Annotated in this window: 13 protein-coding genes; 1 reads left to right on the top strand and 12 read right to left on the bottom strand. The window is 55.2% G+C overall.

Annotation, left to right across the window (positions count from 1 at the left end):
• Window positions 1-210: 210 nt before the first annotated feature.
• From AB8516_RS13175 to AB8516_RS13130, 10 genes are all read right to left on the bottom strand, one after another.
• Window positions 211-2,124: a hypothetical protein gene (locus AB8516_RS13175; protein ID WP_369161299.1), complete on the bottom strand. Its 1,914-nt coding sequence runs from the start codon at window positions 2,122-2,124 to the stop codon at window positions 211-213.
• Window positions 2,125-2,131: 7 nt separating this feature from the next.
• Window positions 2,132-2,515: a GtrA family protein gene (locus AB8516_RS13170; protein ID WP_369161297.1), complete on the bottom strand. Its 384-nt coding sequence runs from the start codon at window positions 2,513-2,515 to the stop codon at window positions 2,132-2,134.
• Window positions 2,516-2,518: 3 nt separating this feature from the next.
• Entirely contained in the window at window positions 2,519-3,556 is a 1,038-nt protein-coding gene (locus AB8516_RS13165) for a glycosyltransferase family 2 protein (RefSeq protein ID WP_369161295.1), read from the bottom strand.
• Between the two features lie 150 nt (window positions 3,557-3,706).
• Entirely contained in the window at window positions 3,707-4,405 is a 699-nt protein-coding gene (locus tag AB8516_RS13160; protein WP_369161293.1) for an energy-coupling factor ABC transporter permease, read from the bottom strand.
• A 102-nt stretch (window positions 4,406-4,507) separates the two neighbouring features.
• A complete protein-coding gene (gene cynS / locus AB8516_RS13155; RefSeq protein WP_369161291.1) occupies window positions 4,508-4,948 on the bottom strand; it encodes a cyanase in 441 nt (146 codons plus the stop codon).
• Window positions 4,949-4,986: 38 nt separating this feature from the next.
• Window positions 4,987-6,027 carry a WD40 repeat domain-containing protein gene (locus tag AB8516_RS13150; protein WP_369161289.1) on the bottom strand — a complete coding sequence of 347 codons (1,041 nt, stop codon included), beginning with the start codon at window positions 6,025-6,027 and terminating at the stop codon, window positions 4,987-4,989.
• The gene (locus AB8516_RS13145; RefSeq protein ID WP_369161287.1) at window positions 6,015-7,406 is read right to left on the bottom strand and encodes a GTP-binding protein; all 1,392 of its coding nucleotides are present in this window, start codon (window positions 7,404-7,406) and stop codon (window positions 6,015-6,017) included. Before AB8516_RS13145 ends, AB8516_RS13150 begins: the two co-directional genes overlap by 13 nt.
• Window positions 7,403-8,359: an ABC transporter ATP-binding protein gene (locus AB8516_RS13140; RefSeq protein WP_369161285.1), complete on the bottom strand. Its 957-nt coding sequence runs from the start codon at window positions 8,357-8,359 to the stop codon at window positions 7,403-7,405. Before AB8516_RS13140 ends, AB8516_RS13145 begins: the two co-directional genes overlap by 4 nt.
• Before the next feature lie 7 nt (window positions 8,360-8,366).
• Window positions 8,367-9,197: a nitrate ABC transporter permease gene (ntrB, locus tag AB8516_RS13135; protein ID WP_369161283.1), complete on the bottom strand. Its 831-nt coding sequence runs from the start codon at window positions 9,195-9,197 to the stop codon at window positions 8,367-8,369.
• Between the two features lie 71 nt (window positions 9,198-9,268).
• Window positions 9,269-10,795 carry a CmpA/NrtA family ABC transporter substrate-binding protein gene (locus tag AB8516_RS13130; protein ID WP_369161281.1) on the bottom strand — a complete coding sequence of 509 codons (1,527 nt, stop codon included), beginning with the start codon at window positions 10,793-10,795 and terminating at the stop codon, window positions 9,269-9,271.
• A 407-nt stretch (window positions 10,796-11,202) separates the two neighbouring features.
• Here AB8516_RS13130 and AB8516_RS13125 point away from each other — a divergent pair, with 407 nt between their 5' ends.
• Entirely contained in the window at window positions 11,203-13,155 is a 1,953-nt protein-coding gene (locus AB8516_RS13125) for a sigma 54-interacting transcriptional regulator (RefSeq protein ID WP_369161279.1), read from the top strand.
• Between the two features lie 80 nt (window positions 13,156-13,235).
• On the opposite strand, the gene AB8516_RS13120 is transcribed toward AB8516_RS13125, so the two are convergent.
• A complete protein-coding gene (locus AB8516_RS13120; protein WP_369161277.1) occupies window positions 13,236-15,167 on the bottom strand; it encodes an NAD(P)-binding protein in 1,932 nt (643 codons plus the stop codon).
• Between the two features lie 446 nt (window positions 15,168-15,613).
• Window positions 15,614-19,075, bottom strand: a complete 3,462-nt coding sequence (locus tag AB8516_RS13115; protein WP_369161275.1) for a choice-of-anchor D domain-containing protein — start codon at window positions 19,073-19,075, stop codon at window positions 15,614-15,616.
• Window positions 19,076-19,247: the final 172 nt, after the last annotated feature.

Raw genomic sequence — 19,247 nt, 5'->3', positions numbered from 1 at the left:
CTCCGATACCATTCAGTTTATAGAGAATCGGTGATAGCCTGTATCTACAAAACAGACTCGTGGTCTCAGGGTGCGGTGCAGGTCTTATCACCGTGTGATGAATTGCTAGCTAAACAATTCATCAGAAGAGATACAAGGGTGCGGCTCAGCCGCACCCTTTTTTATCTGAATCAGTCACAAACACCATCTCGCCACTCGTGAAATAGAATCTCAAGGGCGATTCGTTTTGAACTGTCTGCCGATCCAAGCCAAGAAAAGAAATGAGGCAAGACTGTATATAACAGCCGACGCCGGACCCATCCATAGCGAACCGTGCTGCTCGATGCCATGCATCGATAAGGGTCTGATATAGATAGTTTTACTCCCGGCAGGGGGTGAGGATAGATCGACAACCTTTTCAAACTGCCCTGATTCGACGAGTACTCTTCCCATCTCCCGTCCCGTTCCGAATTCGATTTCAATTGCCAATCCGTGGGTGGGCACCGTGGTTATAAGAACACCATCGCTGATAGTCCCATTGTAAAACCCATCCCTGTCAATATTCCAATTGTGGTTTGACACGACACCATCTATGCGATGACCCATCCAATTGGGGGTAGATGCTCGACGTATGTTTTTAACCGTAACAAGCTTAGTATCAATAGGCGTCACACTGACTTGACGTTTGATGGCAGGCAGCCTCTCTGCAGTAGCCACCATACCGACAGCAATTCCTATCAATGCAAATACAATCAGTTTCATACGATAGGAAAATAGATAGCCTTGTCGATCATTGTTTTTTGAAACAATCGAGATTACGGCAATCGCAAAACCAATATATATCGAATAACCGGACCAATAGAAGTATCGATATTCGGCTGATACCGTCACCAAAAGATAACTCAAAAGATTGATCAGCCCGGAGCACATGACTGCAATGGCAAACAGTTCATGTTCATCAATTACGCCCCGGAAGCAGGTCAATAGTCCCAGTCCGAGTATTGCGGCTATGGCAAATACGATTGGCCTGCCCAGGCGGTCATTCAATGACGAGGTCACATAATATTGAACCAATTTGGTTGTGATTCCCGGCGGGTCTGTCTTCACTTCCCAATCGAACAATTTGTTCTTACCCGGCTTGTAAAACATCGATCGGGAATTGGGATCATACAGGCTTTTATGAAAGGTGGCGGACATGACGGTAAAAAACCCTGCTGGATTCCGCAGGATCTCTTTGATCCACTTGTGGGTCAACTTGTCAGTGCCCCAAATCTTCTGGCGCCTCAGTTCCTCATGTATAAATCCACACTTACCCCAAAAAGCGGCGGTGTCCCACTGTACCGGCGTATAACACGCCTCGACTATTTTCTGGGATTGCTCATCACTCCATTTGCCTGGAAAAAGATTATTGCCTTCAACATATGAGAGGCCAAGTAGGTGAAACGTCTTGATACTGTCTCCCGGTTGCAAAGTCTCCGCTTGTGTCAGCTTCAGCAGCACACCATGCAGCACAGGCATCATCAACAACAGGAACAAGCCAAGCAGAATATTTCTGCGCCAACCCAGGCCGTGGTTAACGTAAAGCAAGAGGGGTAGAATGGCAAAAACCGCGTTTAACCGCGTCAGAAACGCTGCAGTCAGGAGAAGATTGGATATCACCTGAAATACTATGATTTTACGCTTCGACACACCATCCTGGTGTGCCATATAACCGAACACACTGGCAGACAATAGCCATCCCGCCAACAACACATCCTTGTGTACATTACCTAACAGATTGAACGCCCCGGGCAAAAAGGGGATGGCGAGAAAAAGCAGCGACCAAGCACCAATGCGTCGACTAAAAAGATAGGTCAATATGGCGATGCTTCCCCATACCAACATATTTACCAATATTACAAAGCCAAACGGCCCGGGTATTATGGTATCCAGCGCCGCCCATGCCAATGTTGAGAATGGCGATTGCCAGTCATTAAACTTGCCGGTAATGATTTGAGTAAGCTGATTGACGGAATCAGGATTCAGGTATCCAGGATAACTTGCATTGAGAACAAACAGAGCGGCGATAACCGCTACCACAAAACCTGTAAAATTGATAACAAAAATATGGCGCTTTGTACTACTCAAGTTCTTGAAGTTTTGCATACATAACTTACTTGGGATAAGTAAATACAAAGTGCTTGGCAAGCAGAAAGTTTACCGTCATACCTGACAGGGAACCGAACGCGACCGCAAGTGGCAACCAGACCGACGAAAGATCCAATGCATTCACTACCGCCGAATAGCTTAAGAGATTTACCGCACCGCCACCTATCGATGTCGTGAAATAGCGGGAAAACTCACGCCGCAATGGCGCATCCCCAGAATTTGAAAATGTATGCTTTCTATTAATGAGCCAGGTTGTCACGACAGCGGCACTGAATGAAACAAGGCGCCCAATATGCGGCCCCATAACCAGGTTGCACAGTAATAGCACAGCGACATCGACAAGATAGCCGATGGTCCCGGCTACCGCGAACATACCGAACTGTTTCATGGCCTAGTCTTCATTCATACTCATGCTGGAAACAGGCGGCATGGACAGATAGTGCAGCTGCTTTATCTCCCGCCTGCCCACGGTGACCGTCTCCAGGATGAGCCCGGTAATAAAACCGATTGCTCCCGTAATAACCAAACCTGTGCTCAGAATCGCTGTCGGAAACCTCGGTACCATCCCGGTTTCCAAATAGGTGACCACAATCGGCACAGCCAGGATAATCGCAGACACGATAAAACCAAGCGCAATCAAACCGTAAAAGCGTAACGGACGTTCCATGGCGAATAATTTGATAATCGTTTTGAGAATACGAAATCCATCGGAATAGGTTCGTAGCTTGCTTTCCGACTCTTCCGGCCTGGTACCATAGGGTGTACTCACTTCACCGCATGGCATACGCAACTCGAGTGCATGAATGGCAAGCTCAGTCTCAATTTCGAAGCCCTGGGACATGGCGGGAAAGGATTTGACGAAACGGCGTGAAAATACCCGATACCCCGACAGCATATCGGTGAATCCGCTGCCGAATATGCTGGTAGTCGTGCTGGTCAGCAAGCGGTTACCTGATTTGTGGCCTCTTCTGTACGCCTCACTGGATTGGTGAGTGCGAACGCCGACGACCATGTCCAGGTTATCGTGCAACAGTTTCCGTATCATCGATGGCGCACTCGCAGCATGGTAGGTGGCATCACCGTCCGCCATGATGTAAATATCGGCGTCCACATCAGCGAACATGCGCCTTACCACATTGCCCTTGCCGGGCAGGTTGACCTGCCGAACGATTGCACCCGCTTTTCGCGCCTTATCCGCCGTCCCGTCGGTCGAACTGTTATCGAAGACATATATGACGGCCTCGGGCAGGGCCTGACGGAAATCCGTGACGACCCTTGCGATCGCCGCTTGTTCGTTGTAGCAGGGTAGAATTACCGCCAACCGGCGTTTGGCCGACTTGGCAAATACATGATTAGTATCAAAAAAGCGATGCGGGCTGTAAGAATGAAGCGATTCCCTTACAGGCGTTTCCCTATACCTGGATTCCATGATGAGTCAGTCATTTGGTAGTCAACACCCCATACACTAACAATACTCTCAACCAGAGGCAAATAAGGATTTAAGCGACAAATATCGAGCACAACCCCCGCTGACGGCGGCAACATAAAAGATGCCGCCGCCAGTCCCGGGTGGGGCAGTCTAAGATCCTGCGCTCGCCGTGCACGCAGCCTTATACAGGCGCGACTGAAAAAGCATGCTGTCCTTGAATTGATACATCGACTTGGCCGCCGCAAGCACGGCCAGATCAACCAACGGCTCAAACAACACAACCAATATGTACGCGGCGCTGAATGATGCAATCTGCGCTATATTCTCTGCCCCAAACCCTTGACCATAGACCGCCCAGAATCCCACCCAAGCCACGACACCCGCTTGATAGACCATGGATAGCTTGAACGCCTGCATATATTCAATGTCCATATATGCGGTCTCCGCTGGAATGATACGGCGTGCCAGCACATCGATCATGAAAAGCGGCACCAACAGGGTGGTGACATTCATGCCGTATTGCGGCAGGTCGGCTGGAGCAAACAGGACCCCCTGCAACATCAGGGCCATGGCCAAACCAATTGCAGCGGGGGCGGCGCCGAACATCAGAAACAGGGTCGAACCAAGGATGAAGTGCACTTCGGAGACGCCTACCGGATAGTGCGGCAGAAGCTCGAAAAAGCCGAACACCAGCACCGTCGCCATGAACGTCCGGATAGCGAGCGCAACGAGCCCGTCCTTTTCAATCGTTTTCAGGGAACGCTTTGCCGCATACAGGAATGCCCCTGCGGCGGTCACATAGCCAAGTGCCATTTTTGCGCCGAGAACGACGCCTGGTTCGATGTGCATATCTATTACCTCTTAGTCATGTCTCTCAAGGGTCGCCCAACCGAGGCTCGGCGACACTGCAAATCAGCTGGTGCAGGTATTCCACACACGGTAAAAATCGCATTACCAGCTCTTGTAAGGCAGAAATTTACCGCTCATGGCGACCAAAACCCGGTCACCCGCGGGGTTCTCCTCCTTATCGATGCTCATGGAGAAATCGATGGCGGACATGATGCCGTCTCCGAACTTCTCATGGATGATCTCCTTGATGGTCTCGCCGTAAACACCGACGATTTCGTACCAACGATAGATAACCGGGTCGGTCGGCACGATCTGATCCCATTTCTTGTTGGGAAAGGCCTGTAAGGCGGTGGATACCTCACCCGGCAATTGCAGTGCCTCACAAAGCTTGTCGGCGTATTCCGATTTCAACGAGTTCATACCCAGGCAGGCGGACGTCACGAATACGGGGTCCAATCCAACCTTCCCCGCTATGGCCTCCCAACCAAGCCCTGACTTGCTCTTGGCGGTCATGATGGCTTCCGTCATCTCGATCTTGTTCATGGTTTCCTCTCTCGATTAGCAGTAAATAGGCAGGGGGCTCATCGCTGCTCCCCCAGGATAAACAGGCGCAGCACACCATCGACGCTTCCCACGGCCAACCGCTGGGCGCCGGGATGCCAGGCCATTGAAGTAATCTCAGTATCCAGTTCCATCTCGAATGCCACCAGGCCATCCTCATCCCAAATACAGAGCCTGCCGTGGCGATCCGCGCTGGCAAGCAGGTTTCCGTCAGGACTGTAAGTGAGGATGGTTACGGTATGACAGTGACGCCGTAACAGGGTCGCGTGTCGTTTACCCTTGGTGGCATCCAGTTCCCATAACACCACATCACTGCCGCCACAGGTGGCGACACGAAGACGTTTGGGGTGCCAGCTAAGCCCAGTGACCTTGCCGGAATATCCACTCATGCTGAGTTGGCGCGGTATGGAACCGGCTAACTGCAGTCTGATGTAGAGGAAACCATCCTGGGTCCCCACCGCCAGGGCGCGACCGTTGTGGCTCCAGTCAAGGGAGACAGCAGCGCCGGGAAAACTCAACACCTGTATCGGCTGCCGGCTGCCGACATTCCATAGATAGACCCCTTTGTTGGTGGCGGTCGCCAACTTGCGACCCTTGGGCGCCCAGGCCATGGCCGCCACATTCCCCGGATGCCCATCCAGTTCGCTGGTACGGCCGTCCGCATCGCGAAGATAGAGCCGTGAACCGGCCGCACCGGCCAATGTCTTGCCATCAGGAGACCAGGCCAGATGCTCGGCCCAATCATGATCTCGCGCCAGGATCTGCATGCGTTCACCAGTATCTGCCCACCAAAGCAGCACCCCACCATCCTCACCGGTGGTCGCGATTGTCTTACCCAGGGGACAAGGAGAGATCCGTGTAAGACCTCGTTGGTGGGCTTGGATGCGGAATCTGCAATCCGCGTCTGCCTGGTAACCGCACAGTTCACCCTCCGCGGTACCGGCAAACAGCCTTTCACCAGAGGGCAACCAGGCGATATCGGCAACGCTTTCACCCAGGACTGTAGCCCAGGCCAGCTCAGCGCTATTCGCCACAGGAGTTGCCATGCTCAAGCCTTGCATGAGGCCAATCCCGTTTCGAGCTCCGCGCGATCCAGCTGCCGTCCGATGAAGATCATCTGGCTTTGACGCATTTCACTGCTCCATGGCCGACCGAACTTTCCATCGAACAACATATGAACCCCCTGGAACACGAAGCGCTCAGGCTTACCCGCCAGGGCCAGGATTCCCTTGAAACGAAAGATGTCGGGACCCTTGCGTCGCAACAGGGAGACCACCCAACGTTCGAACCTTTCCTGATCCAGATCCCCCGCCAGGTGCAGGCCCACCGAACCCACTGTCTCATCGTGACTGTGGGGGCTCGCATGCTCCTGTTGGATTTCGGCCAAGACCGGTTGACCGTTCAGAGACAGAGCCATGGAGAACTCTTGGGGTAGATGTTGGGTGAACAGCACATAACGACCAGGCCTGGGTATGCAAATCCGATACCGACTGCCTGACACTGAGTCCACCTGCAGTCGATAGAGGGCTTTAGCCGGGGTGAGACCGGTTTCGGTCAGTGGCGCCGTGTCATCGGAATAGAGCAGGATACTGCTGTGCTTCCAATCTTCGAAACTTTGCCCATCTTCAATCGCCCCCAACACAACATCGATGGCGGGATCGGGACCCGGCTGGAAACTCAATTCGTAATCACCCACCTGCAAAGAGAAGATGCCGGACCACTCGAAGGGGAGTTCCTCTTGCAGGAAAGAGGGGATCTCCTCGAGCTTGGCCTCCAGATCAAAGGCGCGGATACCCATAATCCGATCCAGATCGATAACACCATGTTGTGTCTGATAGATTCGCGCCAGGCGGTTACGACCCTGTATGGCCTCAGTGAGCGTGCTCAACGCCTCGGCACTAACCAGGTCCGTTTTATTAACGAGGACCACATCGGCAAAAGCCAGTTGCGCCTCGCACTCGTCAGACTCGTCCAGATGCTGCGCCACATGCTTGGCATCCACCAGGGTGACGATGGCATCCAGGCGCAGTTTCTCCTTCATCTCCTCGTCCATGAAGAAGGTCTGGGCCACCGGACCTGGGTCAGCCATACCGGTGGTCTCGATAAGGATGTGGTCGAACTTGTGCTTGCGGCGCATCAGACGGCCCAGGATGCGGATCAGGTCACCCCGCACCGTGCAGCAGATGCAACCGTTGTTCATCTCGAAGATCTCTTCGTCGGACTGAACCACCAGCTCATGGTCAATACCGATCTCGCCGTATTCGTTCTCGATGACCGCGATACGTTTTCCATGTTGCTCCGTGAGAATCCGGTTCAACAGGGTAGTCTTTCCTGAACCGAGAAATCCGGTCAACACCGTTACCGGCACACGCCCATCGCGTTCAACCGACGTTGTGCCGTTGCTGTGTTCGTTACAGGTTTCCTGGAGACAAGCTGTCATACTGTTACGCGCTCCTTGTCTGCATACCGATTCACTGTCTGTGCGTCCTGCACGGTACAAATTCCCCGGGCCGGGTTGACCTCTTCCGGAAACACCCTGATATAACCATCCGGCTTACCACTCTCGTCCTGTGTCTTCCGCTCAGCGACAGGAGCACCTGCAAGCTCCTTGGATCGCATGACCAGGAAATCCACCAAATGATTGCGAATCGGGTAGTAAGCCGGGTCGTGGATGATCGAGGTGCGGTCCCGGGGTCTCGGGATAGCCACCTTCACCGATTCGGCGATACGCGCATAGGGACCGTTGGTCATCAGCAATATGCGATCGGCCAGCAGGATCGCCTCGTCTACGTCATGAGTAATCATGAACACCGTTTGATGGGTCTCGTTCCAGATCTTCAGCAGCTCATCCTGGATATTGCCGCGTGTCAGCGCATCCAGCGCCCCAAAAGGCTCATCCAGCAGCAACAGTTTGGGCTCTATGGCAAAGGCGCGGGCGATGGAGACCCGCTGGCGCATACCACCGGAGAGTTCGTACGGTTTGCGTTCCTCAGCGCCATCCCCCAGGCCCACCATCTGCAGATATTTATAGGCATGTTCCCGCACCTGCTCGCGGCTCCACTGGGGCCAGCGGGCGCGTACCCCGAATGTGACGTTTTTGAGGGCGCTCAGCCAGGGCAGCAGGCTATAGTTCTGGAATACAACACCCCGTTCCAAGGCCGGACCTCCCACCTCTTTGCTGTCCATGAACAGGACGCCGTCGCTGGCGCCGTCAAGGCCGGCCAGGATATTCATGATGGTGGACTTACCGCACCCGGAGTGGCCGATTATGCAGACGAACTCACCCTTATGAATGCCGAAATTGGCATTCTCGAATACCGTTAACTCCCCATCCTTGGTCTTGAATCGTTTGGAAAGGTTTTCCGCCTCGACAAAAAAATGTTTTGTTGTCATAGGTTCGTTATTCCTTATAGGTGACCAGACGGGTGGCACCGGACAACGCCATATCTAGCAGCATGCCTACGATACCGATCATCAGAATGGAGAAAATAACGCTGGTGAGATCGAGGTTGTTCCACTCGTTCCACACGTAATACCCGATCCCCGTGCCACCCACCAGCATCTCGGCAGCGACGATGACCAACCAGGCGATGCCGATGGAGATACGCATGCCGGTGAGAATTGTGGGTGCCGCCGCCGGCAGGATCACGGTGAATGCGGTACGCACGGGCGACAGCTCATGTGTACGGGCCACATTCAGCCAGTCCTTGCGCACATTGGCCACGCCGAAAGCCGTGTTGATCAACATCGGCCAGATGGAACAGATGAAAATAACAAAGATAGAGCTGGCCTCCGAATCCTTGATGATAAAAAGGGCCAGCGGCATCCAGGCCAGCGGTGAGATGGGACGCAACACCTGAATGAAGGGATTCAATGCCTTTTGGATCAACGGCGACATGCCGATCAGGAAGCCGACCGGTATGGCGATAACGGCCGCCATGAAGTAACCGGCCAGGACCCGATAGATGGAGTAGCCAAGCTGGATGCCGATACCCTTGTCATTGGGACCCTTGTCGTAGAAGGGATCGGACAATTCATCCACTGCCAGACCAATGACCTTGGACGGTGGCGGTACTCGCGCCTCCTGGTCGGCACCGCCCATGAGGATCTCATATTCGGTCAATGCCTTCTTCGCTTGCGGCGCTTGATTGGCCATTTCCCAGAGGCCGAGCATGACGGCCAGGAAAGTGACGGCCAGCACTGTGGCTCGCATGTTTAGAGACTGCAGCATAACTTCGGTTTCCCCTCTGTTTTGTTAAGGGGCCGGGTGGAAGAGACCCCCCGACCCCGCCGACTCACGGTCTAACGTTTAATGGCGAAGCTCTGGACATATGCGTCGGGTTTGGCCGGATCGAACGCCTTACCCATAATTTCGTAGGACTCATAGGTATGATCCGGTACCGGATAACCCAGCTCCTTCATCATGCGTCCCGCATCGGAGGCCAGATAGACCTCTTCCGCGATCTTCTTGTAATCCACATTCCCTTTCACATAGCCCCAACGCTTCATCTGGGTCAGGATCCAGACCGCCATGGAGTGCCATGGGAAGGGGTCGAAATCGATTCGATCTGGGACGTTATGCACCTTACCCAAACCATCTGCGTATTTACCGGTCAACACCTGTTCGATAACAGGCACCGGCTGATTGAGATAGTTCTTTGGTGCGATGGCCTTAGATATCTCCTTGCGATTTTCATGCTTTGAGGAGTAGGCGGTGGCATCCACTATGGACTTCAGCAACGCCGCGTAGGTGTTCGGCAGAGTGGTGGCGAACTCCTCGGAGCAGGCAAAAGCGCAGCACGGATGGCCCGGCCAGATATCCTTGGTGAGGGTGTGAATGAATCCCACCTTCTCCCATACCGCCCGCTGGTTGAATGGATCCGGCGACAGGTAACCGTCCAGATTGCCGGCCCGCAGGTTAGCCACCATTTCCGGCGGCGGTACCACACGGATCTGTATATCCTTGTCAGGATCGATGCCGTGTTCCGCCACGTAGTAACGCAACAGGAAGTTATGCATGGAGTAGTCGAACGGCACACCGAATTTGAAGCCCTTCCAATCCTTAGGATCGCGTTTATCCTTGTGTTTGACGTGCAGCACGATGGCCTGGCCGTTGATATTCTCTACCGCAGGCATACGGAATGGTACCGCCGTGGAGCCGGAACCCATGGTGATGGCCAGTGGCATCGGCGTCAGCATGTGGCTGGCGTCATACTCCTTGGCCAAGGATTTATCCCGGGCCACCGCCCATCCAGCCGTTTTGATGACGTCCACATCCAGGCCGTATTTGGCATAGAAGCCCATGGGATGAGCCATGATGATAGGCGTGGCGCAGGTGATCGGCACGAATCCGACCTTCAGCTTCGACTTTTCCGGTTTGCCCAGATTGTCCTTGATTGCCGCTTTGACCTCATCCATGGGCAGCATGCTGCCGAGCATGGCTGCGAAGGCGCCACCACCCACCAGGCGCATAAAATCCCTGCGGCTCATATCGTCGTGTCCGAAGATGCCACGCACCACCGCACTCTCGACGACCCGGTCCAGGACATCTTCGGAGCTCTCGAGAGGATTGGGATCCTCAACTGCCGTCTGCGCTGATTCGTCGACAGCGATCTCGGCCTGTTCCGCAGCCGCCAACTCATGCATCCCGGGTGTGGCGATGCCTTCAAAGACCACCCGTTCCAATCGCTCGGTCAACTCGGTTTCACTGCATTCGTAGTTACTCTGGATCTGCTCCTTCTGAAAAACACAGATGGGGCAGTTGCACGCAGGACCGTGCTGAAGATCGGTATCCGCATCAAACGGATTGCCGAGACTTTTGTTTGCCATGTTAAACCCCTTGTAGCTTGTTCGATTCAAACGTCGGCGATGCGGTCAGCCACCTGCATGGCACGGTTCCTGCCCTTTTCGAAGTGCGGGTTCACAAACCCGCCGTTGAACGCGAAACAGGGACGATACTGGTGCAGGGACGCACAACCTCTACCAAAACCGCACAAAATTTGTGCGTACCTGGACGGACTGACGGCGCTGAATCAATTCCGAAGCGCACCCGTCTTTACAAGAGAATTGCAGCTACCGTGCCAACTATAAAATTCAAACGTAAGCTGCTGTTTAGTTGGGAAATACATCAGAAATAGCGGTGACTTACGGGACTACGAAAATACGTAAATCACGAAAACACGTAATCGAAAACACGAGATTTTGTAGTATCTCAGTGAATATTGAGGTCTGTTCATATGAACCTATCGGATACAGAGGTTAAAACCCACAACCTCCCGGATACCAGGCATTCCAAAGATGCCGGATGGCCGATGTTTTACAACTTCTTTGACCAGCACCCCACGGCAACACTTGTATTCGATCCGGTTGAGAATCGTATGGTCGATGCTAATCGAGCAGCTATGGACCTACTGGGATTTCCAATGGAAACACTGCTGCAAAGCAAACCCAGCTGGTTATTCAACGGGGGGTTGAGCGCACTGGTCGTGTTCACCCAATCGGTCATGGTGCAAGGGTTTTGTTGGACCAATGAACTCAGCTGCCGGACCCGCAGTGGCAGAGTGATACCGGTAGAGTGCAACGCCCGATCTGTGACCCACAATGACCAGGTACTGCTGAGCGCCACCCTGCAAGATCGAGAGGTTGTGGAGGGACTGCGTAAACAAGCCGACGCCAACGACTATGTGCGCCGGGGCCTCGCGGAATGGCGCAAGTACGAACAGCTATTCCATGAGATCGAACAGGGCAACCAACTACTCCTGCAGGCAGCCGGTGACGGTATCTACGGTGTCAATGCGGATGGTATCACCACCTTCATCAATCCAGCCGCCGAACGCCTGCTTGGCTACAATGCCGATGAGCTTGTGGGTAAGAATATGCACCAGATGGTGCACTGCAGACATCCTGACGGTTCCCACTACTCCGTCAGACACTGTCCTATCTACGCCGCTTTCAATGATGGTACCGTGCACCACGTGGACGATGAGGTATTCTGGCGCAAGGACGGTAGCGTATTTCCCGTGGAGTACACCAGCACACCCATCGTGGAACATGGCATGCTCATCGGAGCGGTGATCATCTTTCGCGACATCAGTGATCGCAAGGAGGCTGAAAACAATCTGCGCAGCGCCCTCGAGCAGGTCAAATCCCTGCAGCGGCGGCTGGAGGAAGAGAATGCCTATTTGCAGGAAGAAATCCGCACCGAGCACAACTACCGGGAGATAATCGGCAGCAGCTCAGCCATACGTCAGGTTATCCAAAAGATTCAGTTGGTCGCACCGACAAATTCCACCACCCTGATCACAGGCGAGTCGGGCACCGGCAAGGAACTCATAGCCAGAGCCATACATGTCAGCAGCGAACGTAGCGATCGGCCTCTGATCCGGGTCAACTGCGCAGCCATACCCCGCGATCTGTTCGAAAGCGAATTCTTCGGCCATATACGGGGCGCCTTCACCGGCGCCACACGGGACCGTGCAGGGCGGTTCGAACTGGCCGACGGCGGCACCCTGTTTCTTGACGAGGTGGGCGAGATACCTCTTGAGTTACAGGGCAAGTTGTTGCGGGTGTTGCAGGAGGGACAGTACGAGCGTATCGGCGAGGAGAAGACCCGTAGCGTGGACGTGCGCATCATCACCGCCACCAATAAGGACCTGGCAGCCGAGGTGACTGCAAAAAACTTTCGCGAAGATCTCTATTTCCGCCTGCAGGTGTTCCCCATCCACTTGGCTCCCCTGCGGGAACGTCCCGAGGATATTCCCTTGTTGGCAAGCCATTTCCTGCACACCATATGCCGTAAACTCAACAAGCGGGATATTCATCTCAGCCAAAGTGACGTCAGACGCCTTAAAAGCCATCGCTGGCCGGGTAATGTCCGCGAACTGGAAAACATCATCGAGCGGGCGGTCATCGTCACCCAAACAGGGCGTCTCCACCTGGACCTGCCGGTTCCTGAGACCATCGTCAAGACGGCGTTGACGCCGGACGAGGAACCGGAGGCGGTGGGCAACGTATTAATGACAGAGAATGAGCGTGTGGCCCGTGACCGTTTGATGATTATGCAAGCACTGAATCAGGCCGGCGGTAAGGTATTCGGCAAAGATGGGGCGGCGGACCTGCTGGGCCTGAAACCTACCACGCTGGCATCACGCATGAAGCGTCTGGGCATCGAGAAGCCTAAAAAGCAGTAACGCAACACACGGCCCAACTACAGACCAGAGTCACGGCCTGGAATGCTCCAGGCCATTAATACACCGGTCACCGTCAGGTCCTAGTATTGACCCAGACCCATTTCGATGTAGCCGGTGGGGCAGACCTCCTTGCAGATGTGACAGCCGACACACTTGGCGTAGTCCGTATCCACATAGCGCCCCATGGCGCGTTCATTCTTGTTCACGCGATAGACGGCGTCCTGCGGGCAGTAGATGACACAGTTGTCGCATTCGAAGCAGAAACCGCAGCTCATACAGCGCTTTGCCTCAGTGACGGCTGTCTCCTCGGAAAGGCCCGTGAAGCGCTCGATCATGCTTCCCAGCACGTTGGAAGCATTCACATCCATCTCATCCCGGGCGTTCAACGGCTCGTAAGCAAAATGCCCCGTGAACATGGCATTACTCTTGACCACATCCGCATCGGCACGATTCTCAAAATTGTGCACAGACCATTTGGCACTGTTGGTACCCCAGGTCGGGCCATGATTGTACTCTTCCGGTGAGAGATCTTTCTGAGACAATTCCTGCAGTAGATTAAAGTGATGGCCTTCCACTTTGGGGCGCTCATCGACCGCTTGGCCACGCAAGTGATTATCGATGCTCTGTACCGCAATCGAGGCCTGGCCGATAGCGGTTGTCAGCAGGTGAGGGTTTACCGCATCCCCACCCACGAAATTTCCTGCTTTCCCTTTGACCTGCATGCTCCGGTCGGCATCGATCAGATTCCAGTCATTGGCGATGCCATCGATCCCTTCGTAGTCACCTGTCTGGCCGGTGGCGGCGACAATCAGTTTGCACTCGATCTCGAACGGCTCGCCATCGGCCTCCATCTTGCCTGAGGACCAGTCGACCGGTTGCACTTTCAGGGCATAGGCATGGCCCTGCTCATCCAGCATCACTTCAAGTGGCGCCAAACCGTCGTGAATCTCCACACCCTCGGCAATGCAGGCCTCCAGTTCGTGTTTGGTGCAGGGGGCCTTGGCAATGGGACGACGATAGACCAGCCAGCATGCGGAATCGGTTCGTTCGGCCGTCTTGTCGTCACTCTGGCTCCCGGTACCGTCAAACACCGCTTCCGGGCGCTCCGAGTCCTCGAGGTTTGCCACTTCGCCAATTCGCTTGGCCACGGCGGCCACATCCATCGCCGTGTCGCCACCACCGATTACCAGGATACGTCCGTCCAGGTATTTCAGGGCACCGTCATTGAAGGCCTTCAGAAAGGTCATCCCATCCACACAGTTCGGGGCCTCGCCGCCTTCGACACGCAGCGGCTTACCGACCACAGTGCCGACACTCCAGAAGATGGCATCGTACGCTTTCTCCAACACCCCGACCTTCACCTCGCGTCCCACGCGCGTGTTCAGTTTCGCATCGATACCGCCCACGTCCAGGATACGCTGGATCTCATGTTCAAGCACATCCCGGGGTATGCGGTAGCCGGGAATACCGAATACCATCTGGCCGCCAAGGGCGCTGTGCTCCTCAAAGATGGTACAGCGATGACCGAGGCGACGCAGAAACAGCGCTGCGGCCAGACCGGCAGGCCCGCCCCCGATAATTGCGACCCGCTTACCGCTATCGGTTTCAGGTTTGGCAAAGGCGAGATTGTTCGCCCGTGCCCAATCGCCAATGTACTGCTCAATGGAGTTTATTCCGACATAGCCATCAAGGCCGTTACGATTACAACCCTTCTGACAGGGAGCCGGACATACGCGACCCATGATTGCAGGAAAGGGATTTGCCAATGTCATGCGCTCGAAGGCATGTGCTTGCCAAGGCTTGTCGCCTTGTGGTTTATCCAAACCACGCACGATCGACAACCAGCCACGGATATCGTGACCTGACGGGCAGGCATTCTGACAGGGGGGCGTGCGCTGGATATAGGTCGGGCAGATGTAGGACTCACCTTGAATCACCACATCGCTATCCCAGTCATAGTGCTCATCATCGCCATCTTCATAGCGACGATAGGTTGGGTCATTCTCGCTCATTTTCGATCACTCCACTCTAAATACCGCGTAATGTCATAGTGCTGACAGAATACCTCTTTATGATTAGTACCCTAACTCCCTTCTCATCCTCTGGCACGGCCATCTGCTCCCTGTGCATCTATACCCGCCATCGGACCGGCCCGTCAAGCGCCTCTGACCGCCATAGCTGCGCGGATTCGGTACCAAAAGAATGATAGCCGACAGCTGGCAGCAGACAAGTCAAGCATAAGTTTTTTAATGGATACTTAAGGGCGGCGAGGAACCTGTCACAATACAAATTAGAACCATGTTTGCGGAAGAAAAAAAATAGCAGATATACACAGCTTGTGTACGAGCACCTGGCGATATCGCGATGACTTAGATTGAATCTGTGGTAGAAGCCGTAGAGAGTACCTGATGATGTCTGAGCAGCGGGGACCGCGTAGACACGGTCCCCGCAGTGCGGGTTAACAAGCGTCGTCTTCCTCAGTGCTACCCTCGTCGAAGCAACAGGCATCGAGGCTTTGGGGGGTACAACCTCGATCACAGCAGCACTCACTGCAGCCGCACTCGCCGCAATCCTTGCTCGGGGCCTTTTTCCAGACGGTGTAGGCGAGAAGGTCGAGGGTTATTTTCGGGTGCTCCGGATCGTCGGTCTTGATCACGAGCCCCTGGGCGCGAGGGCATTTCTCCTCGGCTTTGTAGCGTATGAGGATATCGAGGCTTGCGCCCGGCTGGAGAGTCGCAGGGAAGGGATTGTTGACCAGCTTCCAGTACTTACTCGGCCGTGCGAGGCCGACATGCGCCACGTGAAGCGGGCAGGGACCGACGTTCGCAAGGGTGAGCGTACGCTCTCCTGCGCAGCAGGCCTTGACGCCGCCAATGCAGGTCGAGCCGGTGATCGAGAGACGTCCCGGAGGCGCAGTGCCACTGACACGGATCGTCTTTGGTCCCTGCGGATCGTCGCTCTTGACCGTGAGCGTGCCCGCCTTGGCGCCGAAGCCGGACGGCTGGAACCGGATCGGGAGTTGAAGGCTGTCGCCTGGGCCGATCACGATAGGGAAGCTCAGGACGCTTGGCAGGACAAATTCGGCACTTGAAGTAGCGATGCTCTGGATCGTCAGCGGACAGCGGGCACTGTTAGAAAGGGTCAACATCCTGTCGGTGAAGTCCCCGACGCAGGTGTTCCCGAAATCGCCATTGTCCGCGATTACCGAAACTAGGCGTGGCGGTTCTGCTTTGCCAGAGACGTTGAGCACGCGAACCCCGCCGGGGTCGTTCGAGAAGACTCTGATCAACGCTGCCTTGTTGCCGAAGGAGGTGGGTTGGAAACGTATGGGGATGTCGATGCTGTCTCCCGAATCGATCACGATCGGGTAGGCGTTGACACCGGGCGCAACAAATTCGCCCGAATTCGAAACAATGTTGGTGATCGAAAGCAAGCCAAATCCGCTATTGGAGAGCGTCAGTATCATATCCTTTGATGTACCGACGCATACATTCATGAAGGCCCCGGCGTCGGGCAGCACGGTGACAAGCCGCGGGCGGAGTTGCACAGTGCGAATCGCGATGTTGTTGTCGTTGGGTACGAGCCGCCAGTCTTCGATGGTGCGTACCGCATGGTATTTGTCCGCATTGTCCGGATCGCCCTCGGCCGAGACCACCATCATCATGCTGTCATCGCTATCTTCGTTCGGGTTCGGAACCCATGCGAAGGGGCCGACGACGATCTCCTCTCCATCGTTCGGCTGGATCGAGGGCGCGCCGATCTCAGAAGTGTCCATGGTTTTGAAGTCCGTGGGCCAGACATGTCCCGCGAGCGGCTTGCAGTGGAAGCCCCGGACATTGACCTGGTTGGCGGTCGAGCTGCCGCGGTTTTTCACCCGGACATAGGCGTAGTTGGTGCCGATCACCGGATCCTGGTGCGCACCGCCGTTATCGGGCTGATGCCGGTTCCAGATTGCTGTAGTGGCCCGGTGGTCGGCGAGATACTCGTATTCGCCGCCGCGACCGTCATCGATATAGACATCGACGAGGGGCGGATCGCCGTCGTTCAGGTCCTGTTTTTCGAAGGACCATTCGAGGACCTTCTCGTAGGCGCCCCCCGAGAGGCCGCGGGCCGTCCAGTCGCCCGCATCGGCCGTCAGCAGCGCGTCGAGGAAACCTGCCGGGGAGTTTGGGTTCGTGGCAGGCGATAGGGTGCCGACAGCGCGGAGCATCAGATAGGCCATGAGATGAGCCGAGAATTCGCGTTGGGTCAGTGCCGTGGAATCGCCGCCGATGCTGCGATAGGCGCGGAACAGCGTCGTCGACAGGATCTGCTCGGACGAGTAGCTGCCCACATCATTGGTACCGCCCCAGCCCCAGCCGGCGGCGGGATCGCGGTCTGAGCGTCGTCCCAGGGCGGAATAGGGCCAGAGCATGAAGCGGTCGTTGTTACCGCCATTGTGCCACCCGGAATAGGGATCGTTCAGAATCATGCCGAAGCTGTCGCCGACGCTGTGCGCAAAGCCAAAATTCGCGGAGTTCACATGGTCATAGAGGATGCCGTGCCCGCCAAGCTCGTGCAGCACCAGATACCAGTCCGAGGCATTGCCTGTGGGCGTCCCGCCGGTGTTGTCGATCCGGCCGTAGCAGGTATGGTCGATCCCGTCCCCGTCGCCGATGCAATGGCCGTTGTTGCTGCCGCCGAACCCCCTGTGGTCAACGCTGATCGGAAAGCTCGTGCCATCGAAATAGGTATTGAGGGGAAAACCGAGATCCTCGACCAGACGGAAAAATCGGTCGTTATGATAGTAGGCATTGACGGCGAGGAACTCGTCGGTGCGCACGTCGAAATCGAAATCCGCACCCTCGGGCCGGGTGGGTGGCGAGATGTTGGGATTGTGCACATTTATCACTTGGACGTATTCACCCGAAAGCGATTGTGTGCCGGCTACGGCTGGATCCAGCCCGAGCAGTTCTACGTCGTCCCGCAACGGATTGAGCACCGCATTGCTTTGGCTGGCATCGTTTGCCGTGTCACCCGTTGAAATGATCGGGTCGTAGGTGAAGACGAGCCCGTTCACGTGGGAGGTGAGCGCCCGCAGATAGAGAATGTCCCCCGTCGCGACGCTGACCAGGAACCGCCAGTTCATCCGATGCCCCTCGTAGGGAAGCCGGATGATGAGTTCGGCCACGAGATGCCAGCTTCCGTCCTCGAGGGAATCGGGAAGTTTTGCGAGGGGCAGGGTTGGGAGGTGTTCTCCCTCGATCGGCTCTACGGGATACTTCTCCTGCTTTTCCGGTGGCTCCGGGTGGTCGTGCTGGCGCCGTGCGCGGTCGAGCTGGTAGATGTAGAATCGCCCGGAGATGAGTTCAGGCGTCAAGCGGTCTTTGCCCTTGCCGTAGCTGTCGAGGCATGAGCCGAGAATGTCGCTGAGCTGCGCCTTTGCCGCGCCTAGCGCCTGTTTAGATACGCTTTCCTCAGCGCCGGGGCCTGACTCGCCGGCGGAGAAAAGTTTACGGTAGCGGTTGATGTCGCGTGCAGGCGGGAGCTTGGCGTCAATGCCCGCTATGCTTGTGTTGACGATCGAGATGATGCGGCCGCTTTCATCATTTCTGGTCGCCGTGATCCCGGCGCCCCAGACCGGTGTATCGAGGTAGGTCTGGGCATAGACGTAGGTGGTGGTATCGAAAAAGGTCTTTTCATCGGCAAGATGAAAGGAGGGGCCTGATTTTTTGGGCTCCACATGGGTCGCTTTGCGGTCAAGCTCGCTGAGCTCCGCGATGTCAATGCCGATTTTGCCGGCGAGTTGGCGGACATGGGATTTCGCCGAAGCGGCGATCTGCGTTGCCGAGCCGGTATCCGCAAAAGTGATTGCCCTTATGACGCCCTTGTCATCGCGGGTAATCGTGGCGTTCAGATCTGCTTCGAGACGGTGTTTCATCGCTCTCCTCCATGTATCGGGACAATCAAACTTGTTGAACACCCGGAACAAATAAGCACCCTTTCAACTTCCCTCGTAAAAACTATTGATACTCAGTTTTCTTTGTCCTCAGACAACTATGAAATTTCGAGATTATCCGAGATTGATGACATGTTGACTGGCTTACTCCTTT

The organism is Candidatus Thiodiazotropha sp. LNASS1 (assembly GCF_964212655.1).
In the GTDB taxonomy this organism is placed as follows: domain Bacteria; phylum Pseudomonadota; class Gammaproteobacteria; order Chromatiales; family Chromatiaceae; genus Thiodiazotropha.
The sequence above is the reverse complement of the archived record's forward strand: the minus strand, read 5'-3'. Positions and strand labels throughout refer to the sequence as shown.